Below are 22,306 nucleotides of genomic sequence, written 5' to 3'. Positions count from 1 at the left end.
GCGCCATCAGGCGGCGCGGGACAGCGGCTCCGACAGGTCGCGGCTGATGGCGGCCGCGGCCGACTTCAGCTTGTCGCCGTACTGCTTGACGGCGTCCGGCATCTTCATCGACGAGCTGAAGAACACCAGCACCAGCGCCCCGCAGACGCCCTCGCTGTTGAAGATCGGCGCGCCGATCGACGAGGTCTTGCCCGGAGTGGCGGTATAGGGATTGCGCCCCTTGGTCGCCCAGCCCGCCTCGATGATGTCGGAGAACATGCCGCCGGACTCCGCGTACTGCAGCGTCAGCGGATCGACCTGGCCTTCGCCGCGCCGATAGGCCTCCAGCACCGCCGCCTGTTCGTCGGGGCTGGCGAAGGCGAGATACGCCTTGCCCGCCGCGCTCTCCAGGATCGGCAGGGTGTAGCCGGGATAATAGTTGTTCAGCGTCAGCGACGTCATCGTGTGGGTCGAGTCGCGGATCATCATCTGCTGGCCGACCCGGGTCGCGATCGACACCGGCCAGGTCACCTTGGCCGTCAGGTCGACGATGTGCGGGCGGGCGCAGGCGACCAGGCGATCGCTCTCCTGGAACCCGTGCGACAGCGACTGCACCAGCATGGTCGGTCGATAGCGCTTCCGGGCCGGCTCCCGCTCGATCAGCTTCTCGTGCAGCAGGGTCTGCACGATGCGGCAGGCCGTCGGATAGGGCACGCCCGAGGTCTGGGCGATCTCCATCATCGACAGCGAACCACGGCGGTTGATCGCCTGCAGCACCGAGATGCAGCGGCTGATGGCCCTGATCGGCACACCTTTTTCCATAGAAACGCCTCCTCCAGATTCACGCGAACTCCAGACCGTGGCGGCGAGGGTCTGGCGGAAACCACGTCCCGACTATCCGTTCGCCGGATAGCGCAACGAAGCCCCGCCACGGTCGGAGTCGTCTTTTGTGCGTCGCCTGCTCTTTCGCAGGGCGGATATTTGACCACGCGGTCAACGAAGTGGCAATTCGTGGAATTACGGTCAGGCTCACATAACGTCGGAGCCCGAGATGACCGCTGAAACTTCCGTAACGTCAGCCGACGAGGCTTTGTATCTTCAGCGCTTTCAGGCCGCCGCCAACGCTCCGCAGGAGACCTACGACACGCTGGAGCCCGTGCCCGGCGCTGCTGGGCGCACGCTGATTCCGGCCGCCGCGACGGCCACGATCGACGCCGCGGCGCTCGATGCGGCCGAGGCCTACGCCAAGGGCAGCAACGCCAAGGCCTTCATGGTCTGGCGCGACGGCGTGCTGGAACGCGAGACCTATTTCGCCGGCGCGGCCCGCCCGTCGCTGCTGGCGTCCAAGTCGCTGGCCAAGCCCCTGACCGCCGCCGCCATCGGCCGCGCCCTGGCGCTGGGCGTCATCGAGTCGCTGGACCAGTCGGTCGCCGACTTCATCACCGAGTGGAAGGGCACACCCAAGGCCGACATCCTGGTGCGCCACACGCTCGACATGCGCACCGGCCTGCTGCCCCAGGGCTTCAGCACCGATCCGGCCGACGTGCTGAACCGCGCCTATCTGCACCCGCGCCACGACGACGTGCTGATCAACGACTACCCGCTCGTCCATACACCGGGCAGCCGCTACGACTACGCCAACGCCACTTCGGAGCTGGTGGCCCTGGTCATCGAGCGCGCCACCGGCCGCCGCTACGCCGAGTTCATCTCCGAAGAGGTGCTCAAGCCCATCGACGCGCCGGGAGGCCAGATCTGGGTCGACCGTCCGGGCGGCCTGGCCCACTCGGGCTGCTGCATCCTGTTGCCGGCCGAAAGCTGGCTGCGCCTGGCGATCCTGCTGCTCGACGACGGGGTCCACGCCGGAACCCGCCTGCTGCCCGAGGGCTATGTGGGCGAGATGCGCACCCCGACCGAGCAGAACCCGCACTACGGCCTGGGCGTCTATATCGGCGCGCCCTATCTGGAGCGCCGCGGCTGGGCCGCGCCGGACCTGCCCTGGCCCAAGATCCTGCACAGCGAGCCCTATCTCGCCGACGATCTCTATCTCTTCTGCGGCAACTCGAACCAGGTGGTCTACATCGTGCCGTCCAAGCGGCTGATCGTGCTACGGGTCGGCGATAGCCCGCCCAAGACGCCCGAGTGGGACAACAGCGTGCTGCCGAACCTGATCCTACGCGGGCTCTAGACTTTGCGGCGGAGGGCGACGCGGGCGATGAGCTTGCGGACCTCGCCCTCCTCCACCCCGTCCCGACGCATCAGCAGACGGACGATCGGCTCCGAAAGGAGCTCATCGAGTGAAGGCGGCGGGTCGTCCAGACCCCGGTCGTCGCGCATCGGGCGCTCCTCTCCGGTCGGGGGCGCCCTCCTCGCACTATTGCGAGTGAATCGCAACTACTATCCTGAAGCGTCACGCATGTCGTGGCGACCGGCCGACCGACTTGCTATCAGCCTCGTCAAAGCAGCGAGAGGCCCGCATGACCGACTTCCCCGTCACCATCTTCCACAATCCCAAGTGCGGAACCTCGCGCAACACCCTGGCGATCATCGAGGCCGCCGGCTACGCGCCGACGGTGGTCGAATATCTGAAGGCCGGCTGGACGCTCGAACAGCTGAAGGACCTCGCCGTCCGCACCGGCCTCGGCGTCCGCGGCCTGCTGCGCGTCAAGGGCACGCCTGCCGAGGAACTGGGCCTGACCGATCCGGCGACGTCCGACGACACGATCCTGGCGGCCATGGTCGAGCACCCCATCCTGGTCGAGCGTCCGATCGTCGTCACGCCCAAGGGCGCGGTGCTGGCCCGTCCCAAGGAGAAGGTGCTCGACATCCTCGATCGCCACCCGCCGGCCGACGCATCCTGATCCGTGGTCGGACGTTTTCATGGACGGTGTCGCAAATCTGTCGTCGAACTGTGACAAATAGCCGACCTCGCCGCCGCTAGTCTGCGCGCGGCGAGGTTGAAGGATCGCTCCCCCAGATCCTTCAACGCGTCCAATGATTCCCGTGGCCCCAAGCCGACCATCAGGATGTCGTCCATGAAAGCCTTCCTCGGAGCCGCCGCCGCGCTCGGCCTGCTGGCCCTGGCGCCCAGCGCCCACGCCGCCCGTGACTACGTCTGGGCCGCCGGCTCTTCGACCGTCTTCCCGTTCAGCACCCGCGTCGCCGAGAACTTCGCCAAGAAGACCGGCAAGAAGTCGCCCAAGGTCGAGAGCCTGGGCACCGGCGGCGGCATCAAGATGTTCTGCGGCGGCATGGGCGAGGGCTTCCCCGACATCGCCAACGCCTCGCGTCCGATGAAGAAGTCCGAGTTCGAGGCCTGCAAGGCCAAGGGCGTCAAGGACATCGTCGAGATCAAGATCGGCTTCGACGGCATCGTCATCGCGATGGACAAGAAGTCGCCCGACTACAATTTCAAGCTCGAGCACCTGTATCTGGGCCTGGCCCAGAACGCCCTGCGCGGCGGCCAGTTCGTGGCCAACCCGTACAAGACCTGGAAGGACGTGGGCGCCGGCCTGCCGGCCAACCGCATCCTGGTCTACGGCCCGCCGCCCACCTCGGGCACCCGCGACGCCTGGGTCGAGCTGGCCATCGAGAACGGCGCCAAGAAGTTCCCGACCGCCAAGTCGCTGCACGACAGCGACGAGAAGGCCTTCAAGGCCAAGATCGACCCGCTGCGCAAGGACGGCGGCTGGATCGACGCCGGCGAAAACGACAACGCCATCGTCGGCACCCTGACCAAGACCCCGGGCGCCCTGGGCGTGTTCGGCTTCTCGTTCCTCGAAGAGAACGCCAACGTCATCAAGGGCGCGGCGGTCAACGGCGTGAAGCCGACCCCGCAGGCGATCGCCAACGGCAGCTACCCGCTGTCGCGCTCGCTCTACATCTACGTCAAGAAGGGCCAGGTCGGCGTGACCCCGGGCCTGAAGGAATACCTGGCCGAGTTCGTCTCCGACGCCGCCACCGGCCGTGGCGGCTACCTGCAAGGCCGCGGCCTGATCCCGCTGCCGCCCGCCCAGCACGAAGCCAACAAGGCCACGGCCAGCAAGCTGCCGAACATGGCTCCGCCCAAGAGCTGATCGCGCCGCGCATCACCTGAACGGCGCCCCGTCCGGACCATCCGGGCGGGGCGTTTTCGTTTAACCAAACGCTGCGGCCAAAGCGCCGCAGTGGGGGCTAATTATCCGCCGGCTCTTGCCTTTCGAGGCAGATTGGCGTCTTAACGCGCCTTTCCAAACTTCCTCGGTCGCCCGAGCGCCTCGTTTTGACGACCGGAGGAGTTTATTTTCATGACAAGTGACCAATCAGACGGGTCCGGGACATCGGGGTCGTAATTTGGTCGTGGCGCAGGCCGCGGGCGTTTTTGTGTGCCGCCGCCTGCAGAATCGAACTGGACCGACATGCCCTTCCCCGCCTCTCACCCCGCTCTTGAGCGGGCTCTCGCCGCTCAAGGTTACGCTGAGCCCACCCCCGTCCAGGCCGCCGTGCTGGAAGCCGACGCCGAAGGCCGCGACCTGCTGGTCAGCGCCCAGACCGGCTCGGGCAAGACCGTGGCCTTCGGCCTGGCCGCCGCCCCGACCCTGCTGGGCGACGCCGAGCGCCTGCCCAAGGCCGGCCTGCCGATGGCCCTGGTCATCGCCCCGACCCGCGAATTGGCCATGCAGGTCAATCGCGAACTGGAGTGGCTCTACGCCCAGGCCGGCGCCACCGTCGTCAACTGCGTCGGCGGCATGGACGCCCGTCGCGAGCAGCGCGCCCTGAACTTCGGCGCCCACATCGTCGTCGGCACCCCGGGCCGCCTGCGCGACCACATCGAACGCGGCCACCTGGATCTGTCCGAGCTGAAGGTCGCCGTCCTCGACGAGGCCGACGAGATGCTCGACATGGGCTTCCGCGAAGACCTCGAGTTCATCCTCGACGCCGCCCCGGCCGATCGCCGCACCCTTCTGTTCTCGGCCACCCTGGCGCGCGACATCATCGCCCTGGCCAAGAACTACCAGACCGACGCCCTGCGCATCGACACCATCGACCGCAACGAGCCGCACCGCGACATCGAGTACCGCGCCGTGCGCGTGGCGCCGAACGAGACCGAGCACGCCGTCGTCAACCTGCTGCGCTATTTCGAAAGCCCCGGCGCCCTGGTGTTCGCCAACACCCGCGAAAGCGTCCGCTCGCTGCACAGCAAGCTGCGTGAGCGCGGCTTCGACGTCGTCGGCCTGTCGGGCGAACTGAGCCAGCGCGAACGCGCCGACGCCCTGCAGGCCCTGCGCGACGGCCACGCCCGCGTCTGCGTCGCCACCGACGTCGCCGCCCGCGGCCTCGACCTGCCGGACCTCGGCCTCGTCATCCACGCCGAACTGCCGGTCAACAAGGCGACCCTGCTGCACCGTTCGGGCCGCACCGGCCGGGCCGGCAAGAAGGGCGTCTCGGCGCTCGTCGTGCCCTACACCCGCCGTCGCAAGGCCGAACAGCTGCTGTTCGCGGCCGGCGTCGAAGGCGTCTGGGGCGGCGCCCCGAGCGCCGACGAGATCCGCGCCAAGGACACCGAGCGCCTGCTCGACGACCCGATCTTCGCCGAGGCCTCGAACGAGGAAGACCTGGCCCTGGCCGAAGCCATGCTGGCCAAGCGCACCCCGACCGAGATCGCCGCCGCCCTGATCCGCACCCGTCGCGCCAAGCTGCCGGCGCCGGAAGAAATCTACGACGACCCGCGCCACGGCGCCGATCCGGGTCCGCGTTCGCGCGAACCCCGCGGCGACCGCGACTTCGCCCCGCGCGATTTCGGCGACCGTCCCGAGCGCGAACCGCGCACCAGCATGGACGGCTCGGAGTGGTTCCGCATCAGCGTCGGCCGTCGCGGCAACGCCGATCCCAAGTGGCTGATCCCGCTGATCTGCCGCCAGGGCCACATCACCAAGAAGGACATCGGCTCGATCCGGATCTTCGACTACGACACCAAGTTCGAGATCTCGGCCGAGGCGGCGGTGAAGTTCGGCGCGGCGGTCCAGTCGACCGTTCGCGAAGACGTCTCGATCACCCCGACCGCCGCGCCTGCTCCGCGCGGCCCGCGTCGCGAGTTCGACGGCGACGCTCCGCGCGCCCCGCGTCCGCCGCGCAACTACGATGACGCGCCGCGCGGCCCCCGCGCCAACGCCCCGGGTTCGCGCGACCACACCCCGCGTCCGGGCGGCTACGACCGCGACGGCGTAAGCGGCGCCAAGCCGTATGGCCGTGGCGAAGAGCCCAAGGACGAATACAAGCCGCGTCCGCCGCGGGACGACAAGCCCCGCGACTTCAAGCCGCGCGATCGCGACGCCGCTCCGCGTCCCTATTCGCCGACCGAAAGCGACGGCGCGCCGAAGCGGGCCTACAAGCCGCGCGCCGAGGGCCGTGACAACGCCGACGGCCCGCGCGAATACAAGCCTCGCGCGCCCAAGGCGTTCGGCGACGCCCCGGCCAAGCCCTACAAGGCCAAGCCGGCCTTCGGCGACAAGCCGGCGTTCAAGGGTCCCAAGCCCTTCAAGGGCAAGAGCGACTTCGCCGGCAAGCCCAAGCCGTTCAAGAAGAAATAGTCCGCCTAAGAAAAGCCCCTCAGTCGCCCAGCGACTGAGGGGCTTTTCTTAGGCCGCCTGCCCCGCGCACCAACCCGACGCCCAGGCCCACTGGAAGTTATACCCGCCCAGCCAACCGGTGACGTCGACGACCTCGCCGATGAAGTAGAGCCCAGGCACGGTCTTGGCCGCCATGCTGCGCGAATCCAGACCGTCGGTGTCGACACCGCCCAGCGTCACTTCAGCCGTGCGATAGCCTTCCGAGCCCACCGGCTTGAAGGTCCAGGCGCTCACGACCCCGGCGACGCGGGCCAGCACCTTGTCCGAACAGTCGGCGATGTTGCCGGTCACGCCCTCGTCCTCGACGATCTTCTGGGCCAGGCGCTTGGGCACGATCTCGCCCAGCACCGTATGCAGCGCACGCCGGCCGTTGATCGAGCGTTCGGCTTTCAAGGTCGAAAAGACGTCGGTCCCTGGCGCCATGTCGACGACGATCTCGCCGCCTTCGCGCCAGTAGGACGAGATCTGCAGGATCGACGGCCCCGACAGGCCCCGGTGCGTGAAAAGCATCCCCTCGCGGAACTTGGTCTTGCCGCTCTTGACCACGGCGTCGACCGAGACGCCTGACAGCGGCGAAAGACGCTCCAGCGTGCGGGCCTCGAAGGTCAGCGGCACCAGCGCCGGCCGGGTCTCGACGATGGCCAGGCCGAACTGACGGGCGATCTCGTAGCCCAGACCCGTCGCGCCCATCTTCGGGATCGACTTGCCGCCGGTGGCGACCACCACCGAGGCGCAGGCGACGGGTCCGCTCGACAGGGTGACGACAAAGCCCTCGCCGTTCTTGGCCACGCCCTCGACGCTTGTCTCCAGCCGCAGCACGACGCCGGCCTGCTCCATCTCGTCGAGCAGCATGGCGATGATGTCCTTGGCGGAGTCGTCGCAGAACAGCTGGCCCAGGGTCTTTTCGTGGAAATCGATGCCGTGCTTGCGGACCAGCGCGATGAAGTCGGTAGGCCGATAACGACGCAGGGCCGAGACGCAGAACTTCGGATTGGCCGACAGGAAGTTGGCCGGCGTCGCGCCCATGTTGGTGAAGTTGCAGCGACCGCCGCCGCTGATGCGGATCTTCTCGCCCGGCGCCTTGGCGTGGTCGACGATCAGCACCGAGCGCCCGCGCTTGCCGGCCTCGATGGCGCACATCATGCCGGCCGCGCCGGCCCCCAGCACCACGACGTCGAACTGTTCCAAGATCCGGCCCTTCCAAGTGAGCGCGCCAAGGACGGGCGCGCGGAGGAAAAGTCAATGCGAACCGAACGTTGACGCCCCGCTTCGCCGGAGCGATCCTTCATTCATGGCCGACGGCGCTGACATCCATCTCGATCCCGAACGCGCCGAGCGCCTTCGCCTCGCCGCTGAAGCGGCCGGCGTGACGCCCGAAGCCTTCGCCCTCAACGCTATCGGTGATGACTGGGTCGAAGCCATTGAGTCCCTCGAAGAATATGAGCGTACCGGCGTTTCCTACTCCGTCGAGGAAGTCATGGCAGAGCTCCGTGCAAACGTTGAAGCTCGTTTAGCCGCCCGCGAACGCTGACCCTTACCCCGCCATGCGGTAGCCGCGCGCCTGCCCCGCACCGGACACCCGGAAGCGTTCCGTCATCTCGACCAGCCCGGCGATCTCGCTCTTCAGGGCGTGGGCGACGGCGTTGGCTTCTTCGACCATGGCGGCGTTCTGCTGCACGCCCTGGTCCATCTGGTTCACGGTCGCATTGACCTCGTTGAGGCCGGTGGCCTGTTCGCCGGCGGAGGCCGCCAGTTCACGGACCAGGGCGTCGATCTCGCCGACCTTGCAGACGATGCCTTCCAGCGCCTCGCCGGTCTGGCCGACCAGCTTGACGCCCTCGTCGACCTGGCGGGCCGAGGTCGAGATCAGGGTCTTGATCTCCTTGGCGGCGTCCGCCGAGCGCTGGGCGAGCGCCCGGACCTCCTGGGCGACGACCGCGAAGCCGCGCCCCGCCTCGCCCGCCCGGGCGGCCTCCACGCCGGCGTTGAGGGCCAGGAGATTGGTCTGGAAGGCGATCTCGTCGATGACGCCGATGATCTGGCCGATCTGGCGCGAGGAGGTCTCGATGCCGGTCATGGCCTCGACCGCGCCGCGCACCACCTGCCCCGAGCGCTCGGCCTCGCCCCGGGCCGAGCCGACCACCCGAGCGGCCTCACCGGCGCCCTGCGAGGCGCGGCGGACGGTTGCGGTGATCTCGTCGAGGGCGGCGGCGGTCTCTTCCAGGCTGGCGGCCTGCTGCTCGCTGCGGCGGGCTGTGTGGTCGGCCGCGGCGGCGATCTCGTCGGAGCCTCGGCCAATGCCGTCGACGGCCGACAGGATCTGGCCCATGGCCTCGTCGAGGTGGCCCATGGCGGCGTTGAAGTCGTCGCGCAGCTGGCGATAGCCGTCGGGGAAGGCCTCGGCGACGCGCACGGTCAGGTCGCCACGCGACAGGCGCGACAGGCCCTGCGCGATCCGCTCCATGACGAAGGCCTGCTCGCTGGCGGCGGCCTCGCGCGCCTGTTCGTTGCGGCCGCGCTCCTCGTCGCCGGCGGCGCGGGTGCGGGCCTGCTCGGCCTGGGCGGACTTCAGGGCCAAGGCGTTGTCCTTGAACACCTGGACGGTGCGGGCCATCTGCCCGACCTCGTCGCGACGGGCGTCGCCGGCCACGGCGACCTCCAGCCGGCCTTCGGCAAGATCGCTCATCGCCCGCGACAGGCCCGCCACCGGACGCGAGATCTTCACCGCCCCGATCCACAAGGCGAAGGCGACCCCGCCCAGCGCCGCGGCGACGCCGAACAGCAGGGTCAGCAGCACGCCGCGCTCGGCCTTGGAGCGGGCGGCGGCGACCATGGCGTCGGTCTGCTCGTGATAGCCGTCGCCCCAGGCCTTCACGTCCTTGGCCAAGCCATCGATGGCAGGATCCATGGCCGCCAGATGCGACATGGCACCGGTGTCATCATTGGACAAACCTTTGTCGGCCGCGGCCCGCGCATCTCCGTACAGGGCGTCGATGCGGGCGGCGAAGCCTTCGGTCTTCTCGGCGACGGCGGGGTCGAAGCCGGTCATCTTGGCCAGGCTGTCCTTGCCTTCGCCATAGACCTTGTCGAGTTCCTTGGAGGCGGCCTGGGCCTGCTGGGAGCCGCCGTCATAGGTGACGGTGCGATGGGCGGCGTGGCCCATCATGGCGAGGCGGCGGCTGAAGCGCGCCGACTGCACCTCGGCGGGGGCGCGGTGCTCGACGAGGCGGCTGGTGGCCGCGTCCAGGCTCTTCTGCTGCCAGACGCCCAGGCCCGTGCAGGCCAGCACAGCCGCGCCCAGCACGACGGCCGGCAGGGCGACCTTCGAGGCGATCTTGAGATCGTCGAGCTTCATGTCTGTTTCCCCCCGGATGTTGTCTAAGTCCGCGCCGGATTCACGGTTGCCGAACCCAGTTTTTCGACTGCGGCGTAAAAACCCCGTTAAGTCGCTTGACCCCCGCGCTGATGGCTGTAGGACGCACGGCCCCTCCCCGGCCCGAGCTTTCCCATGACGTCCGCCGTCCAGCCGACGATCGGCATCGATTTCGGCACCACCAACACCGTCGTCGCCATCGCCGACGGCGGCGGTCCCGCGCGCCTGGTGCGCTTCCCCGTCGGCGAGAAGGACATCTTCGCCTTCCGCTCGGCGCTGAGCTTCCATTCGGTCGCCGGTCCCGACGGCCGCCCGACCGAGCGCGTCATCGAGGCCGGCCCCTGGGCCATCGAGGCCTATGTCGAAGACCCGCTGGAGACGCGCTTCGTCCAGTCGTTCAAGACCTTCGCGGCGAGCGCGGCCTTCACCGAGACCAAGATTCTCGACCGCCGCTACCTGTTCGAGGACCTGCTGGCCGCGTTCCTGTTCAAGCTGCGCGATCATGCCGGCGGCCAGATGAGCGACCTGCCGCCGCGGGTGATCGTCGGCCGACCGGTGACCTTCGCCGGCGGCAATCCCGACGAGGCCCTGGCCCTGCGCCGCTACGAGGCGGCGTTCGAGCGCCTGGGCTTCTCCGACATTCGCTACGCCCACGAGCCGGTCGGGGCGGCCTTCTTCTTCGCCCGCCAGCTGAAGGAAGACGCCACCGTGCTGGTGGCCGACTTCGGCGGCGGCACCAGCGACTTCTCGATCGTGCGGTTCGAGCGCCATGAGGGCCAGCTGCGCTCGGTTCCGTTGGCCCGTTCGGGCGTCGGCGTGGCCGGCGACGCCTTCGACTACCGGATCATCGACAACGTCGTCTCGCCGGAGCTCGGCAAGGGCAGCCTCTACAAGGCCATGTCCAGCCGCCTGCCGATCCCGCAGCGCTACTACACCGCCTTCGCCCGCTGGGACCAGCTGGCCATGCTGCGGGCCTCCAAGGACATGCGCGACATCCGCGCCCTGGAGCGCACGGCGGTCGAGCCGGAGAAGATCAGCCGGCTGATCGAGGTGCTGGACGATAACCACGGCTACGCCCTCTACCGCTCGGTCTCGGGCCTGAAGGAGGCGCTGTCGAGCCAGGACAGCGCGCTGTTCTCGTTCAAGGCCGGCTCGGTGGAGATCGAGCGCGAGGTGGCGCGGACCGAGTTCGAGGCCTGGATCGCCCCGGAGCTGAAGGCGATCGAGACGGCCGTAGACCAGGCGCTGGAGCGTTCGGGGCTCTCGGCCGACGGGGTGGACCGGGTGTTCCTGACCGGCGGCTCGTCGTTCGTGCCGGCGGTGCGCGAGATCTTCCTGCGGCGGTTCGGGGCCGAACGCATCGAGAGCGGCGGCGAGTTCGAGTCGATCGCCTCGGGCCTGGCGCTGATCGGGCATGAGGCGGATCTGGATCTCTGGAGCGAACGCGTCGGCTGATCCTTCTCCCCTTGCGGGAGAAGGTGGCGGCCGAAGGCCGACGGATGAGGGGTCTCTCAGATGGGAGACGCCCCGCCCGATCTGACCGCCGCACGCGGTGTTGAGATCTGAGAGACCCCTCACCCGACCTCCTTCGGAGGCCACCCTCTCCCGCAAGGGGAGAGGGCACGGCGGTACGGCCTCCCGTGAAAACTCACGAAAGTTGATGGGGAGGCGCGGAGCGGCCGGGCGGAGCCCGGAGACCGTGATGTGGTTTAGCGTTTCGGCTTCGTCTGACCGCTCCGCCGCATCGTAGGCTCGAAGGACCGGGGGCGCGGGTGCTTTTTCAACCCTGGACCCGGTTGTCCCTCGGACGGGCAGGACCAATAGCCCCGCGGTGATCCGGCGGCGCCTCGGCTGATCCTGTTAGGCCGGTTTGAAACGATCCCGACCCTGTCGACCCGCAAGTCTCGTCACGGAACGGCTGGCGGCCCAATCACGCCTTCTGAGCGATCCTGCAAACCCGCCCTTCCCATGACGCCCCAAGCGGCCCCGCTCGATGCGATCCACAGCCGCTAACTCGGGCCGGTACCAAGAGCCCTCCCCATGGCTGGGATGGCTTTGATTATGGGGTGACTTGAGTGGGGGAGGATAACTTGGGGTTATAAAGTTGTAGGGCTTTGAGTTCGCTGGACTCTTTTCCGATTACGTCGGGTGAATGGTGTGCGTAAGGCCACCCCAACTCCGCCTTCCTGGGCCTTGTGCCCAGGATCCATCGTTCAGCCGCTCAGGCCTTTGCAGGACGGTAGAGGTCTGAGCGGTCGCTGGCATGGACCCTCGCCACGAGGGCGAGGGAGGCGAGTTTTGTTTGTTACGGTGGCGGGTTGGAGAGGAAAGGCCGGCCAGCCCTGCGGAAGCTGAAACCGTCCCCCCTCCGGCCCTTCGGGCCACCTCCCCCAAAGGGGGAGGATCTTGGCTAGCGTTGGGCCTGCACCACCTTCACTGCTGGCGCGTTCTCCCAGCCGCCGCCGAGCGCCAGGAAGAGGTTGACCTGGTCGGCGGCCACGGCGGCGTCCGAAGCTGCGAGCGCCGCCTCCGCGCCGGCCAGGGTGCGTTGGGCGTCGAGGCCCTGCAGGTAGGGCGTGCGGCCGGCCTTGTAGAGGGTGGCGGCCTGGCGTTCGGCCTTGTCGGCCTCGTCGCGGGCGGCGCGCAGGGCGGCGTTGCGGTCGAGTTCGTGGGCGTAGGCGGTGAGGCTGGTCTCGGTCTCGCGCAGGGCGTTCAGCACCACGCCGTCGAACTTCGCCAGGGCCCCATCGGCGCCGGCCTCGGCGCCCCGGATGCGGGCGCGCTCGCCCTCGCCCGGCAGGGTCCAGGAGACCAGGCCCGACAGGCTCCAGCGGTTGGCGGCGGGCTGACCGAGATCGGCGAGCAGGCCCGTCGTGCCCGCGCCCAGGCCAAAGCTGATGTTCGGATAGAGCGCGCCACGGGCGACGCCGATGCGGGCCGTCGCGCCGGCCAGGGTGCGTTCGGCCTGACGGACGTCCGGACGACGCTTGAGCAGCGCCGCGCCGTCGCCGACCGGCAGGGGCTGGGACAGTTTCGGTGGCGAGGCGCAGGCTTCGACAGCTTTCGGAAACTCGGCGGGCGGCTTGCCGGTCAGGACGGCCAGCTTGTAGAGCGCGGCCTTGCGATGGGCCTCGAAGGTCGGGATTGCGGCGCGCTGCAGCTCGACCTGGGCGCGGGCCCGGGTGGCGTCCAGCGCCGTGCCGCGACCGGCGGCGATCAGGCGGTTGGTGACGTCCAGGCTCTTGCGCTGAAGGTCCAGCGTCTGTTCGGCGACGTGGATCTCGTGGCCGGACGAGCAGGCCTCGACATAGGCGCGGGCGACGTCGGCGGCGACGCTGACGCGGGCCAGATCCAGGGCCGCCTGGCTGGCGTCTTCGTCGGCGTGGGCGGCCTCGGCGGCGCGCTTGAGCCGGCCGACCAGATCGACCTGGTAGGAGACCTTGACCCCGGCGTCGGCCAGGTTCTCGACCGGCAGGGGCTCGGTCAGCAGGTACTGCTCGCCGGACTCGCGGGCGTGCATCGCCGCCGCGGAGGCGCCGGCCGAGAAGCCGCCGGCGTCGTCGGCCTCGCCGGCCACGGCGCGGGCCCGGGCCAGGTTGGCGGCGGCCACGCGCAGGTCGGTGTTGGCGCTCAGCGCCTCCTGCACGAGGCCGTTCAGCGTCTCGTCGTCATAGAGCTTCCACCAGCCGTCGGGGACCGGGTCCTGGCTGACGGCGGCGCTGGTCGCGCCCATGAACGCGCCTTGCGCGGCCGGTTCGTTGATCTTGGCGACGTCGGGGCGCTTGTAGTCGGGGCCGACGGTCGTACAGGCTGCCAGGGCCAGCAGCGAGGCGGCCGCGCCGAGGGTGCGGAGCGTGCTCATTGCTTCGCCCCCGTAGCCCGCACGCCTTGGCCCAGCACCGCGACGGTGGCGGTGCGGCCGGCGATCAGGCGCAGGTCCTTCGGGGTCTCGTCCAGCGCGACGCGGACGGGCACGCGCTGGGCCAGGCGCACCCAGCTGAAGGTCGGGTTGACGTTGGGCAGCAGGCTGGCGCCCGAAACGCGGTCGCGGTCCTCGATGCCGGCGGCGATCGACTGGATGTGGCCGTGCAGCGGACGGTCCTCGCCCATGACGCGGACATCGACCTTCTGGCCGACGCGCAGGCCCTTGAGCTTGGTCTCCTCGAAGTATCCCTCGACCCGGAACGAGCGGCTGTCGATCAGGGCCAGCACCGGCTTGCCGGCGGTGACGTAGTCGCCGGTGCGCAGGGTGAGGTCCGACAGGAAGCCGTCGGTCGGCGCAGTGACCAGGGTGCGCTTGAGGTTCAGGGCCGCCAGATCGCGGGCGGCCTGCGCCTGGGCCAGGGCGGCCTGGCCCTGCTCGACCTTGGCCAGGCTCTGCTCGGTGACCTCGCCGGCGACGAGGTCGCCCAGCAGGCGGTTGCGGGCCAGTTCGCGGCGGGCCTGGGCCAGTTGCGCCCTCTGGGCGGCGACGGCGGCGTCGGCCTGGCGGACGGCCAGGGCGTAGCGGTCGCGGTCGACATAGAACAGCGGCTGGCCGGCCTTGACGGTCTGGTCGTTGACCACCTGGACGTCGGTCACCAGGCCCGAGACGTCGGGGGCGACCTGGACGATGTCGGCGCGGACGCGGCCGTCACGGGTCCAGGGATCGACCTGGTAGTGGTCCCAGAGGCGCTTGCCGCCGATACCGGCGACGGCGACGACGGCCAGGGTGACCGCGACGCGGCCGGCTTGGGGGAGGATGGTCTTGAGCTGGGGCATGGTTTCTTACGGACGGACGAGGGCCACGGCGGCGGCCCAGAGGATGACGAAAAGCGCGGTGTCGAAGAGCGCCGGGTGCCAGACGAGGCGGTAGGCGCCGGTCCAGGACAGCACGCGGCGCAGCACGAAGGTGGCGGCCAGGGCGGCCACGGCCGAGACGAGGACGGACGACAGGAAGACGCCGTCGATGTTGTATTCGCCGATCATGCGGCGGGCTCCGGATTGAAGGCGGGGGCGTCGGGGAAGAGGTTGCGGCGCAGGCCGACGAGGCCGGTGACGCCGCCCGGTACGAAAACGGTCTGGCCCATGCGGGTCAGGGCCTGGTCGAGACAGGCCAGCAGGTCGGCGTGCGGCGGCTGGCGGCGGCCGGCCGACAGGGCGGCGTAGTGGTCGCCGATCCCGTCGAGCACGGCGTCGAGGCTGGCGCGGGCCGGACCCGAGACCTCGCCCCGCGCGCCCTGGACGGCGACGAGGTTCATGCCGACACGCAGGTCGCGCAGGACGTCGACGCCGACCAGGTCATGGCGTTCACCGACAGCGGCGAGCTTGGGAGTCAGCAGACCCAGGCGGTCGACCAGGGTGGCGGCGAAGGCGGCGGGCTCGGGGGCGTTGCGGGCGCGGGCCAGGCGGGCGAGACCCTTCCAGGTGCGCGACAGCAGGCGGCGGGCGCCGGCGTCGATGCTCATCGAGCGCATGGCGGCGGTGACGAAGATCGCCGCGCCCAGGCCGACGAACTGGCCCAGATTGACGTTCAGGAAGCTGGCGAAGTCGGCGCTGAAGGTCTCCTGCAGGGCCATGGCGTTGCAGAAGCCCATCAGCACGGCGAGCGCCGCCCCCATGGTCTTGGGGTTGGGAATGAACAGGCCGATGAACAGCAGCGGCGGGGCCAGGGTCAGGACCAGCAGCGGAAAGCCGTCGATGGCCGGCAGCACGGCGAACATGTAGAGCGCCGACAGCGGCAGCGAGACCAGGGTGAAGATCCCGAAGCTGCGGATGGCCGGCACGGGGTCGTCCATGGCCGCGAAGAAGCAGCAGAACACCGCCGCCATGACCGGGGCCGAGGCGCCGTCGCCCCAGCCGGAGACGATCCAGAGGGCGCAGGACAGCAGGACGGCGATGGCGGCGGCTGCTCCTGACAGGAGCGCCAGCGGGAAGTCGCTGTGCATGCGGCGGCGGGCGGCCGTGAGCGTGGCGGCGGCCAGAGCCGGCGACAGCGGCGCGCCGGGGTTCTCGAAGCGAACCATAAGGGCGTGGCCCTCGGCCAGGGCCTGGACCGTTTCGGCCAGGCGCACCAGCAGGCTCTCGACCAGCAGGGCGTTCCAGTCGCCGCCGCGGCGGGTGGCGGCCTCGGCGCGCAGGTGGTCTATCAGCTCCAGCCCGGGGCCGCGCGTGGCGCCGGCCTCGATCCAGGCGACGACGGCGTCGAGGGCCTGGCGGGCGGCCGGGTCGCGGACGTCTTTCAGGGCCAGCATGCGGTCGGACAGGCCCGACAGCAGCGGGATGAGGATCAGCAGGCGCTCGTGCAAAGCCCGCACGACGCCGGTGGTCTCGCGCAGGCGAGAGGTGTCGAACGGCAGGTGGACGGCCAGCATCTGGATCTCGCTGGCGGCGGCGGCGAGATGGCGGCGGTCGCGGGCGAAGGCCTGGGCGTCGACGCCCTTCAGGACGTCGAGCGCCCAGCGGTCGGCCTCGCCCAGCCAGGTGGTCAGGCGGGCGCGCAGCACCGTGCCGACCGGGCGGGGGAAAACGAGGCTGTGAACCAGGGTGGCGCAGACGATGCCCAGGCCGATCTCGACCACGCGCCAGACGGCCAGGTCGAAGATGGCGGACGGCTGGCTGACGGCCGGAAAGCCGATGATGGCGGCGGTGTAGCCGGCCAGCATGAGAACGTAGCTGCGCGGCGTGCGGTCCAGCAGCGAGACGGCCAGACAGCCGCCGACCCACAGGGCCAGGGCCAGGCACAGCAGGACGGGCGCATTGACCAGGGCCGGCACCAGGGCGACGGCGGCCGCGCCGCCCAGCATGGTGCCGAGCACGCGGTAGAGCGCCTTGGAGCGCACCGCGCCGGCCAGGGGCTGGCTGACGATATAGGCCGTGGTCATGGCCCAGTACGGACGCGGCAGGCCGACGGCGAAACCGATCCAGAGGGCGAGCATGGCGGCCACGAAGCTGTTCAGCGAGAACAGCAGCGTCCACCGATCGAACTTGGGCATGGCGGGGACTTAAGCCCCCTGCCCGTTGGCGGCTTCCAGCGCCGCCTCGAAGGCGGCGAAGGTGCGCAGGGTGGCGGCGAGGTCCTCGTCGTTGACCCCGACCAGCAGGCGCGAGCGGACGGCCTGGACGGTGTCTTCGGCGATCACGGCCAGGGCCTGGCCGTCCGGGGTGAGATGCAGGGTCTTGGCGCGGCCGTCGGCCGGGTCGTCGCGGCGCTCGACGAGGCCGGCGGCGCACAGCTGGTCGAGCACGCGGACCAGGGACGGCCCTTCCACGCCCAGTTCCTCGGCCAGAACCCCCTGGCGCATGCCGCCGCCGGCGCGGGCGATGTGCAGCACCGGCAGGGCGCGGGCGTCGGACAGGCCGTGCTCGGCCAGGGCGCGGTTGACCTCGCGGCGGTAGATGCGCGCCAGGCGCAGGATGGCGCCGGTGAAGGTGCGCTCGCTGAGGATGCGGACGTCGGTCATGGAACGATGCTCGAAGAACGATAGGTAGCTTGCTATCTATTTAGATAGCTTCCTATCGATATTCGTGCAAGCGGGCGAATGACGAAAAACGGCCCCGCTCGTGGAGCGGGGCCGTTTCAAGTTGTCGCAGTGTGAGGGGGAGACCCCCTCCCCTACTTCCCGGCCAGGGCCGCTTGCGCCGCCGCCAGGCGGGCGATCGGCACGCGGTAGGGCGAGCAGGAGACGTAGTCGAGGCCAACCTTTTCGCAGAACGCGATCGAGGCCGGATCGCCGCCATGCTCGCCGCAGATGCCGAGCTTGGCGTCCGGACGCACGGCCCGGCTGCGCTCGGCGGCGATGCGGATCAGGTCGCCGACGCCTTCCTGGTCGAGGCTGACGAAGGGGTCCTTTTCGAAGATGCCCTTGTCGATATAGGCGCCCAGGAACTTGCCGGCGTCGTCGCGGCTGATGCCGAACGTCGTCTGGGTCAGGTCGTTGGTGCCGAAGCTGAAGAACTCGGCGTTGGCGGCCAGGTCGCCGGCCCGCAGGGCGGCGCGCGGCAGTTCGATCATGGTGCCGACGGTGTACTTCAGATCGACGCCCTGCTCGGCCAGCACCGCCTTGGCGACACGGTCGGTCAGTTCGCGCAGGTACTTCATCTCCTCGCCCTTGGCGACGAGCGGGTGCATGATTTCCGGCACCGGCGCGGCCTTGCCCGACTTGGCGATCTCGCAGGCGGCCTCGACGATGGCCCGGACCTGCATCTCGTAGATCTCGGGATAGGAGACGCCCAGGCGGCAGCCGCGGTGGCCGAGCATGGGGTTGGTCTCGTGCAGCTCCTTGGCGCGGCGCAGCAGCTTGGCGGCGTCGAGACCCGTGGCCTGGGCCACGGCCTGCACGTCTTCCTCGGTGTGCGGCAGGAACTCGTGCAGCGGCGGGTCGAGGAGGCGGATGGTGACCGGCAGGCCTTCCATGATCGTGAAGAGCTCGACGAAATCGGCCTTCTGGAAGGGCGCGATCTTGGCCAGGGCCGTGCGGCGACCGGCCTCGTCGTCGGCCAGGATCATCTCGCGCACCGCGGCGATGCGGGTGTCGTCGAAGAACATGTGCTCGGTGCGGCACAGGCCGATGCCTTCGGCGCCGAACTGGCGGGCGGTCTTGGCGTCGAGCGGCGTCTCGGCGTTGGCGCGCACCTTCAGGCGGCGGACCTGGTCGGCCCAGCCCATCAGGGTGGCGAAGTCGCCGGTCAGCTCGGGCTCGATCATCTTCGGCGCGCCGGCCAGGATCTCGCCGGTGGAGCCGTCGATGGTGATGATCTCGCCGGCCTTGAACTCGCGGCCCTTGGCCCGGAACAGGCCTTCCTTGGCGAAGATCGACACGTCGCCGGCGCCGGAGACGCAGGGACGGCCCATGCCGCGCGCCACGACGGCGGCGTGGCTGGTCATGCCGCCGCGGGCGGTGATGATGCCGCGGGCGGCATGCATGCCGTGGATGTCTTCCGGCGAGGTCTCTTCGCGAACGAGGATGACGGCTTCGCCATTGGCCGCGGCCTTTTCGGCCTCGTCGCTGTCGAAGACGATCTTGCCGGTGGCCGCGCCGGGCGAGGCCGGCAGGCCGACGGTGACGACGTCACGATGGGCGGCCGGGTCGATGGTCGGGTGCAGCAGCTGGTCCAGCGAGGCCGGCTCGACGCGCGAAACGCCCTCTTCCTTGCTGATCACGCCTTCGGCGGCCATGTCGACGGCGATCTTCAGCGCGGCCTTGGCGGTGCGCTTGCCGTTGCGAGTCTGCAGCATGTAGAGCACGCCCTGCTCCACCGTGAACTCGATGTCCTGCATGTCGCGGTAGTGGCGTTCCAGCGTCTCGACCACGGTCTTGAACTGCTGGAAGACGGTCGGCATCGCCTCTTCCATCGACGGCGAGGTGTCGCCCATCTCTTCGCGGGCGGCCTTGGTCAGCGACTGCGGGGTGCGGATGCCGGCGACGACGTCCTCGCCCTGGGCGTTGATCAGGAACTCGCCGTAGAGGCGGTTGTCGCCGTTCGACGGGTTGCGGGTGAAGGCCACGCCCGTGGCCGAGGTGTCGCCCATGTTGCCGAACACCATCGACTGGATGTTGACGGCCGTGCCCCAGCTTTCGGGGATGTCGTGCATGCGGCGATAGAACTTGGCGCGGTCGTTCATCCAGCTGGCGAACACGGCGCCGACGGCGCCCCACAGCTGCTCCTGGGCGTCCTGCGGGAACGGCTTGCCCAGCTCGTTCTGGACGGCGGCCTTGTAGTCCTTGATGACCGCGGCCCAGTCGTCGGCGGTGAGGCCGGTGTCGACATGAACGTCGAGGCGGTCCTTATGGTCGTCGAGGATCTCCTCGAACATGTGGTGCTCCAGGTCGAGCACGACGTTCGAGTACATCTGGATGAAGCGGCGGTAGCTGTCGTAGGCGAAGCGGCGGTCGCCCGACAGCTTGGCCAGGCCCTCGACGGTCTCGTCGTTGAGGCCCAGGTTCAGCACGGTGTCCATCATGCCCGGCATCGAGGCGCGAGCGCCCGAGCGCACCGACACCAGGAGCGGGTTGGTCACGTCGCCGAAGCGCTTGCCGGTGATGGCTTCCACCTTGGCCAGGCCCGCGGCGACCTGCCCGGCCAGCTCGGCCGGGTACTGCTTGCCGTTGCTGTAATAGTGGACGCAGGCCTCGGTGGTGACCGTAAAGCCAGGCGGAACGGGCAGGCCCAGCGACGACATCTCAGCGAGATTCGCGCCCTTCCCTCCAAGGAGGTTCTTCATCGAAGCGTCGCCATCGGCGCCGCCTCCCCCGAACGAATAGACCCAAAGGGACTTCGTCAGCGTCTCAACCGGCATTTTGAATTCACCCTGCGATAAAGTGAAAAAAGGCCGCGCCCTCTATCGGGGTCGTCTCGCCCTGGAACATGACCGCGTTCTTGAATCCCGCAGTGCAATATCCGTGGCCTCCCTAGCATTTTGGCCAAGAACGCGTCCACCTGCGCTTTGCGTTCCCGCAGTTTTGCCAAGAATTCAGCAAATCATTGCTATGACAACGTTGTCTTGATCACAGTTTGACGGCGCTCGCCATTTCAAAGGCACGAAACGTCGCCACACGGACAATCACGCCGCCTTTTCGGGACTGGCGGACGACCACCGCGCGTCGCCGATTTGGATTGTGATCGCACAGCGGGAGTCGCGGGACGGACTCATGGGGCCAGCGAGGGGGCGAGCGCCCCTCGCCGCTCAGCGCTTCTTGCCGAGCTCGGCGGCGATGTCCTTGGTCATCTTGCCGACCTTGCGGTGGGCGGCGGTCAGCTGGTCGCGGGTGACGCCCCAGCGCTTCATCCAATATTCGACGGCCTGGCGCTCGGAGAGATCGAGGCGCTCCTTGTCGATGAAGCCACGCTTGTCCTTGAGACCGGCCATCAGCTGTTCCACGGCTTGGAGGAGCCGGCCGCGATACGGTTGGCCTGCTCACGTTGGAAGCGACCGCCGCGCGGCGGCTTGGGACGGGCGGCCAGCGCCGCCTGCTTGAGTCGCAGGGCGCGCTGGATCGGGGTCTCGCCCGGCGGGCCGTCGTCGTTGGAGTCGCTCATTTGGGGGAGCCTAGCACGAGCCTCGCCCTCCCCCACATCCGTAAATCCCCCGTGAAAGCGGGGGCCCAGGTGTTTTATCGTTTAGCGCCCCGCGTTTCAGAAAAAGCCTGGGTCCCCGCTTTCGCGGGGATTTTACGGGGAGAGAAGCCAGCCCGGTTCGGGCCAGACCTCAGCCCTCGATGATGTGCGGCACGAAGCGCGCGAGGTTCTTGGTGACCTGGCTGTCGTCCTCGCGGATGCCCATGCCGACGGGCTCGGCCCCGACGATCCAGGCGCCGACCACCGGATGCCTGCCGTCGAAGCTGGGCGGCGGGTGGAAGGCCTGGACGATCGCGCCCTCGGCTCCGTAGCCCTGGTCGAGCACCGGCTCGGCGCCCGCCCCGACGATCTCGACATTGGCGCCCTCGCGCGAGAACAGCGGCTTGCGCACATAGTTGGCGCCGAGATTGGCGGCGGCCGGGTCGCCCTCGAAATAGGCTTCCAGCAGGTTGGGATGGCCCTTGTGGCGCTCCCACAGCAGCGGGAGGATCGCCTTGTTGGACAGGATCGCCTTCCACGGCGGCTCCAGCCAGCGGACCTTCGCTGTCGCGAGGTTGGCCGCGTAGGGCTCGCGCAGCATGTCTTCCCAGGGATAGAGCTTGAACGCCGCCTGCAGCAGGTAGCCGTCGGTGTCGACGAACTGGCCCTCCTCGTTCAGGCCGATGGCGTCCATGGCCACGAACTTGGGATCCAGGCCGGCCTGGGACGCCAGGTCTTCGAGGAAGCGCACCGTCTGGCGGTCCTCGACGGCGTCGGCGTCGCTGGCGAAATGCACGAAGCCGCCCTTGGGGAACAGCACGCCGAAGCGCTCGCGCATGGCCTCGAACAGGCTGTTGAACTGGTCGGTCCCGGCCGGCAGCGTTCCTTGCGCCAGCAGATCCTCGAGCCACAGCCACTGGAAGGTGGCGGCCTCGAACAGACTGGTGGGGGTGTCGGCGTTGTACTCGTAGAGCTTGGGCGGCGCGGAGCCGTCATAGCCGAAATCGAACCGTCCGTAGAGGGACGGCTCCTTGGCGCGCCAGGAGGCGGCGACGAAGTCCCAGTGCTCGGGCGGGATCGCCAGCTTCTCGAGAAGCTCTTCGCTGGCGACGGCCTCGTCGACGAGATCCAGGCACAGGTCGTGAAGCTGGGCCGCGGCCGGCTCCAGGTCTTCCTCGATCTCGCGCAGGGTGAAGGCGTACGCCGTCCCCTCGTCCCAATAGGCCTGTCCGCCGGTGTGGTGGTAGACGAAGCCGACGGCTTCGGCCTTCTCGCGCCAGTCTGGGCGCGGGGTCAGGGAAAGACGGCGCAC

General features: G+C 69.2%; 19 protein-coding genes. 6 read left to right on the top strand and 13 right to left on the bottom strand.

The genetic code is table 11. The annotated features are described in order from the left end of the window. Positions 1–6: 6 nt before the first annotated feature. Positions 7–789 carry an IclR family transcriptional regulator domain-containing protein gene (locus AC1RRS_RS09210; protein WP_492854889.1) on the bottom strand — a complete coding sequence of 261 codons (783 nt, stop codon included), beginning with the start codon at positions 787–789 and terminating at the stop codon, positions 7–9. Positions 790–1,030: 241 nt separating this feature from the next. Between AC1RRS_RS09210 and AC1RRS_RS09205 the strand changes: the two genes are divergently transcribed. Further along, positions 1,031–2,164, top strand: a complete 1,134-nt coding sequence (locus AC1RRS_RS09205; RefSeq protein WP_492854888.1) for a serine hydrolase domain-containing protein — start codon at positions 1,031–1,033, stop codon at positions 2,162–2,164. Here the strand turns inward: AC1RRS_RS09205 and AC1RRS_RS09200 are convergent. Then, a complete protein-coding gene (locus tag AC1RRS_RS09200) occupies positions 2,161–2,313 on the bottom strand; it encodes a hypothetical protein (RefSeq protein WP_492854887.1) in 153 nt (50 codons plus the stop codon). The two genes, AC1RRS_RS09205 and AC1RRS_RS09200, sit on opposite strands and share 4 nt — an antisense overlap. Positions 2,314–2,453: 140 nt before the next feature. Between AC1RRS_RS09200 and arsC the strand changes: the two genes are divergently transcribed. From arsC to AC1RRS_RS09185, 3 genes are all read left to right on the top strand, one after another. After that, positions 2,454–2,837: an arsenate reductase (glutaredoxin) gene (gene arsC, locus AC1RRS_RS09195; protein ID WP_492854886.1), complete on the top strand. Its 384-nt coding sequence runs from the start codon at positions 2,454–2,456 to the stop codon at positions 2,835–2,837. Between the two features lie 174 nt (positions 2,838–3,011). Then, the gene (locus AC1RRS_RS09190; RefSeq protein WP_110121881.1) at positions 3,012–4,052 is read left to right on the top strand and encodes a substrate-binding domain-containing protein; all 1,041 of its coding nucleotides are present in this window, start codon (positions 3,012–3,014) and stop codon (positions 4,050–4,052) included. A gap of 321 nt (positions 4,053–4,373) precedes the next feature. Beyond that, entirely contained in the window at positions 4,374–6,545 is a 2,172-nt protein-coding gene (locus AC1RRS_RS09185) for a DEAD/DEAH box helicase (protein ID WP_492854885.1), read from the top strand. 48 nt (positions 6,546–6,593) lie between these two features. Here the strand turns inward: AC1RRS_RS09185 and AC1RRS_RS09180 are convergent, their stop codons facing one another. Further along, positions 6,594–7,772, bottom strand: a complete 1,179-nt coding sequence (locus AC1RRS_RS09180; protein WP_492854884.1) for a BaiN/RdsA family NAD(P)/FAD-dependent oxidoreductase — start codon at positions 7,770–7,772, stop codon at positions 6,594–6,596. 103 nt (positions 7,773–7,875) lie between these two features. Between AC1RRS_RS09180 and AC1RRS_RS09175 the strand changes: the two genes are divergently transcribed. After that, complete coding sequence (locus AC1RRS_RS09175; protein WP_492854883.1) at positions 7,876–8,115, top strand: hypothetical protein; 240 nt, start codon at positions 7,876–7,878, stop codon at positions 8,113–8,115. Between the two features lie 3 nt (positions 8,116–8,118). On the opposite strand, the gene AC1RRS_RS09170 is transcribed toward AC1RRS_RS09175, so the two are convergent. Next, positions 8,119–9,939 (bottom strand): methyl-accepting chemotaxis protein, encoded by a 1,821-nt coding sequence (locus AC1RRS_RS09170; RefSeq protein WP_492854882.1) that lies wholly within the window; start codon positions 9,937–9,939, stop codon positions 8,119–8,121. Positions 9,940–10,092: 153 nt separating this feature from the next. On the opposite strand from AC1RRS_RS09170, the gene AC1RRS_RS09165 reads away from it, so the two are divergent. Continuing rightward, positions 10,093–11,412, top strand: a complete 1,320-nt coding sequence (locus tag AC1RRS_RS09165; protein ID WP_492854881.1) for an Hsp70 family protein — start codon at positions 10,093–10,095, stop codon at positions 11,410–11,412. A 955-nt stretch (positions 11,413–12,367) separates the two neighbouring features. Here AC1RRS_RS09165 and AC1RRS_RS09160 read toward each other — a convergent pair. The 9 genes from AC1RRS_RS09160 to AC1RRS_RS09120 all read right to left on the bottom strand — a co-directional run bounded on the left by AC1RRS_RS09160 (position 12,368) and on the right by AC1RRS_RS09120 (position 22,306). Then, positions 12,368–13,819 carry an efflux transporter outer membrane subunit gene (locus tag AC1RRS_RS09160; RefSeq protein ID WP_492854880.1) on the bottom strand — a complete coding sequence of 484 codons (1,452 nt, stop codon included), beginning with the start codon at positions 13,817–13,819 and terminating at the stop codon, positions 12,368–12,370. Next, positions 13,816–14,718 (bottom strand): efflux RND transporter periplasmic adaptor subunit, encoded by a 903-nt coding sequence (locus AC1RRS_RS09155; protein WP_492854879.1) that lies wholly within the window; start codon positions 14,716–14,718, stop codon positions 13,816–13,818. Before AC1RRS_RS09155 ends, AC1RRS_RS09160 begins: the two co-directional genes overlap by 4 nt. Positions 14,719–14,724: 6 nt before the next feature. Next, positions 14,725–14,925 carry a DUF1656 domain-containing protein gene (locus AC1RRS_RS09150; protein ID WP_110118573.1) on the bottom strand — a complete coding sequence of 67 codons (201 nt, stop codon included), beginning with the start codon at positions 14,923–14,925 and terminating at the stop codon, positions 14,725–14,727. Next, positions 14,922–16,931: an FUSC family protein gene (locus tag AC1RRS_RS09145; protein ID WP_492854878.1), complete on the bottom strand. Its 2,010-nt coding sequence runs from the start codon at positions 16,929–16,931 to the stop codon at positions 14,922–14,924. Before AC1RRS_RS09145 ends, AC1RRS_RS09150 begins: the two co-directional genes overlap by 4 nt. A gap of 9 nt (positions 16,932–16,940) precedes the next feature. Then, complete coding sequence (locus AC1RRS_RS09140; RefSeq protein WP_492854939.1) at positions 16,941–17,294, bottom strand: MarR family winged helix-turn-helix transcriptional regulator; 354 nt, start codon at positions 17,292–17,294, stop codon at positions 16,941–16,943. A 257-nt stretch (positions 17,295–17,551) separates the two neighbouring features. Further along, a complete protein-coding gene (gene ppdK, locus AC1RRS_RS09135; RefSeq protein WP_492854877.1) occupies positions 17,552–20,236 on the bottom strand; it encodes a pyruvate, phosphate dikinase in 2,685 nt (894 codons plus the stop codon). Between the two features lie 387 nt (positions 20,237–20,623). Then, entirely contained in the window at positions 20,624–20,806 is a 183-nt protein-coding gene (locus AC1RRS_RS09130) for a DUF3606 domain-containing protein (protein ID WP_110118570.1), read from the bottom strand. Then, positions 20,806–20,976 (bottom strand): hypothetical protein, encoded by a 171-nt coding sequence (locus AC1RRS_RS09125; RefSeq protein WP_198574898.1) that lies wholly within the window; start codon positions 20,974–20,976, stop codon positions 20,806–20,808. Before AC1RRS_RS09125 ends, AC1RRS_RS09130 begins: the two co-directional genes overlap by 1 nt. 169 nt (positions 20,977–21,145) lie before the next feature. Beyond that, the gene (locus AC1RRS_RS09120; protein ID WP_492854876.1) at positions 21,146–22,306 is read right to left on the bottom strand and encodes a glutathionylspermidine synthase family protein; all 1,161 of its coding nucleotides are present in this window, start codon (positions 22,304–22,306) and stop codon (positions 21,146–21,148) included.

Source organism: Caulobacter sp. GW821-FHT12A07 (assembly GCF_058807655.1).
Note: the sequence above shows the minus strand (reverse complement) of the source record. Positions and strands in the feature narration are given on the sequence as shown.

Excerpts from the sequence above, each read along its gene's own strand:
- AC1RRS_RS09205 (WP_492854888.1), top strand. The coding sequence starts at position 1,031 with ATGACCGCTGAAACTTCCGTAACGTCAGCCGACGAGGCTTTGTATCTT.
- AC1RRS_RS09170 (WP_492854882.1), bottom strand. The coding sequence starts at position 9,939 with ATGAAGCTCGACGATCTCAAGATCGCCTCGAAGGTCGCCCTGCCGGCC.
- AC1RRS_RS09190 (WP_110121881.1), top strand. The coding sequence starts at position 3,012 with ATGAAAGCCTTCCTCGGAGCCGCCGCCGCGCTCGGCCTGCTGGCCCTG.
- AC1RRS_RS09160 (WP_492854880.1), bottom strand. The coding sequence starts at position 13,819 with ATGAGCACGCTCCGCACCCTCGGCGCGGCCGCCTCGCTGCTGGCCCTG.
- AC1RRS_RS09145 (WP_492854878.1), bottom strand. The coding sequence starts at position 16,931 with ATGCCCAAGTTCGATCGGTGGACGCTGCTGTTCTCGCTGAACAGCTTC.
- AC1RRS_RS09125 (WP_198574898.1), bottom strand. The coding sequence starts at position 20,976 with ATGAGCGACTCCAACGACGACGGCCCGCCGGGCGAGACCCCGATCCAG.
- ppdK (WP_492854877.1), bottom strand. The coding sequence starts at position 20,236 with ATGCCGGTTGAGACGCTGACGAAGTCCCTTTGGGTCTATTCGTTCGGG.
- AC1RRS_RS09150 (WP_110118573.1), bottom strand. The coding sequence starts at position 14,925 with ATGATCGGCGAATACAACATCGACGGCGTCTTCCTGTCGTCCGTCCTC.
- AC1RRS_RS09165 (WP_492854881.1), top strand. The coding sequence starts at position 10,093 with ATGACGTCCGCCGTCCAGCCGACGATCGGCATCGATTTCGGCACCACC.
- AC1RRS_RS09185 (WP_492854885.1), top strand. The coding sequence starts at position 4,374 with ATGCCCTTCCCCGCCTCTCACCCCGCTCTTGAGCGGGCTCTCGCCGCT.
- AC1RRS_RS09130 (WP_110118570.1), bottom strand. The coding sequence starts at position 20,806 with ATGGCCGGTCTCAAGGACAAGCGTGGCTTCATCGACAAGGAGCGCCTC.
- AC1RRS_RS09155 (WP_492854879.1), bottom strand. The coding sequence starts at position 14,718 with ATGCCCCAGCTCAAGACCATCCTCCCCCAAGCCGGCCGCGTCGCGGTC.
- arsC (WP_492854886.1), top strand. The coding sequence starts at position 2,454 with ATGACCGACTTCCCCGTCACCATCTTCCACAATCCCAAGTGCGGAACC.
- AC1RRS_RS09175 (WP_492854883.1), top strand. The coding sequence starts at position 7,876 with ATGGCCGACGGCGCTGACATCCATCTCGATCCCGAACGCGCCGAGCGC.
- AC1RRS_RS09200 (WP_492854887.1), bottom strand. The coding sequence starts at position 2,313 with ATGCGCGACGACCGGGGTCTGGACGACCCGCCGCCTTCACTCGATGAG.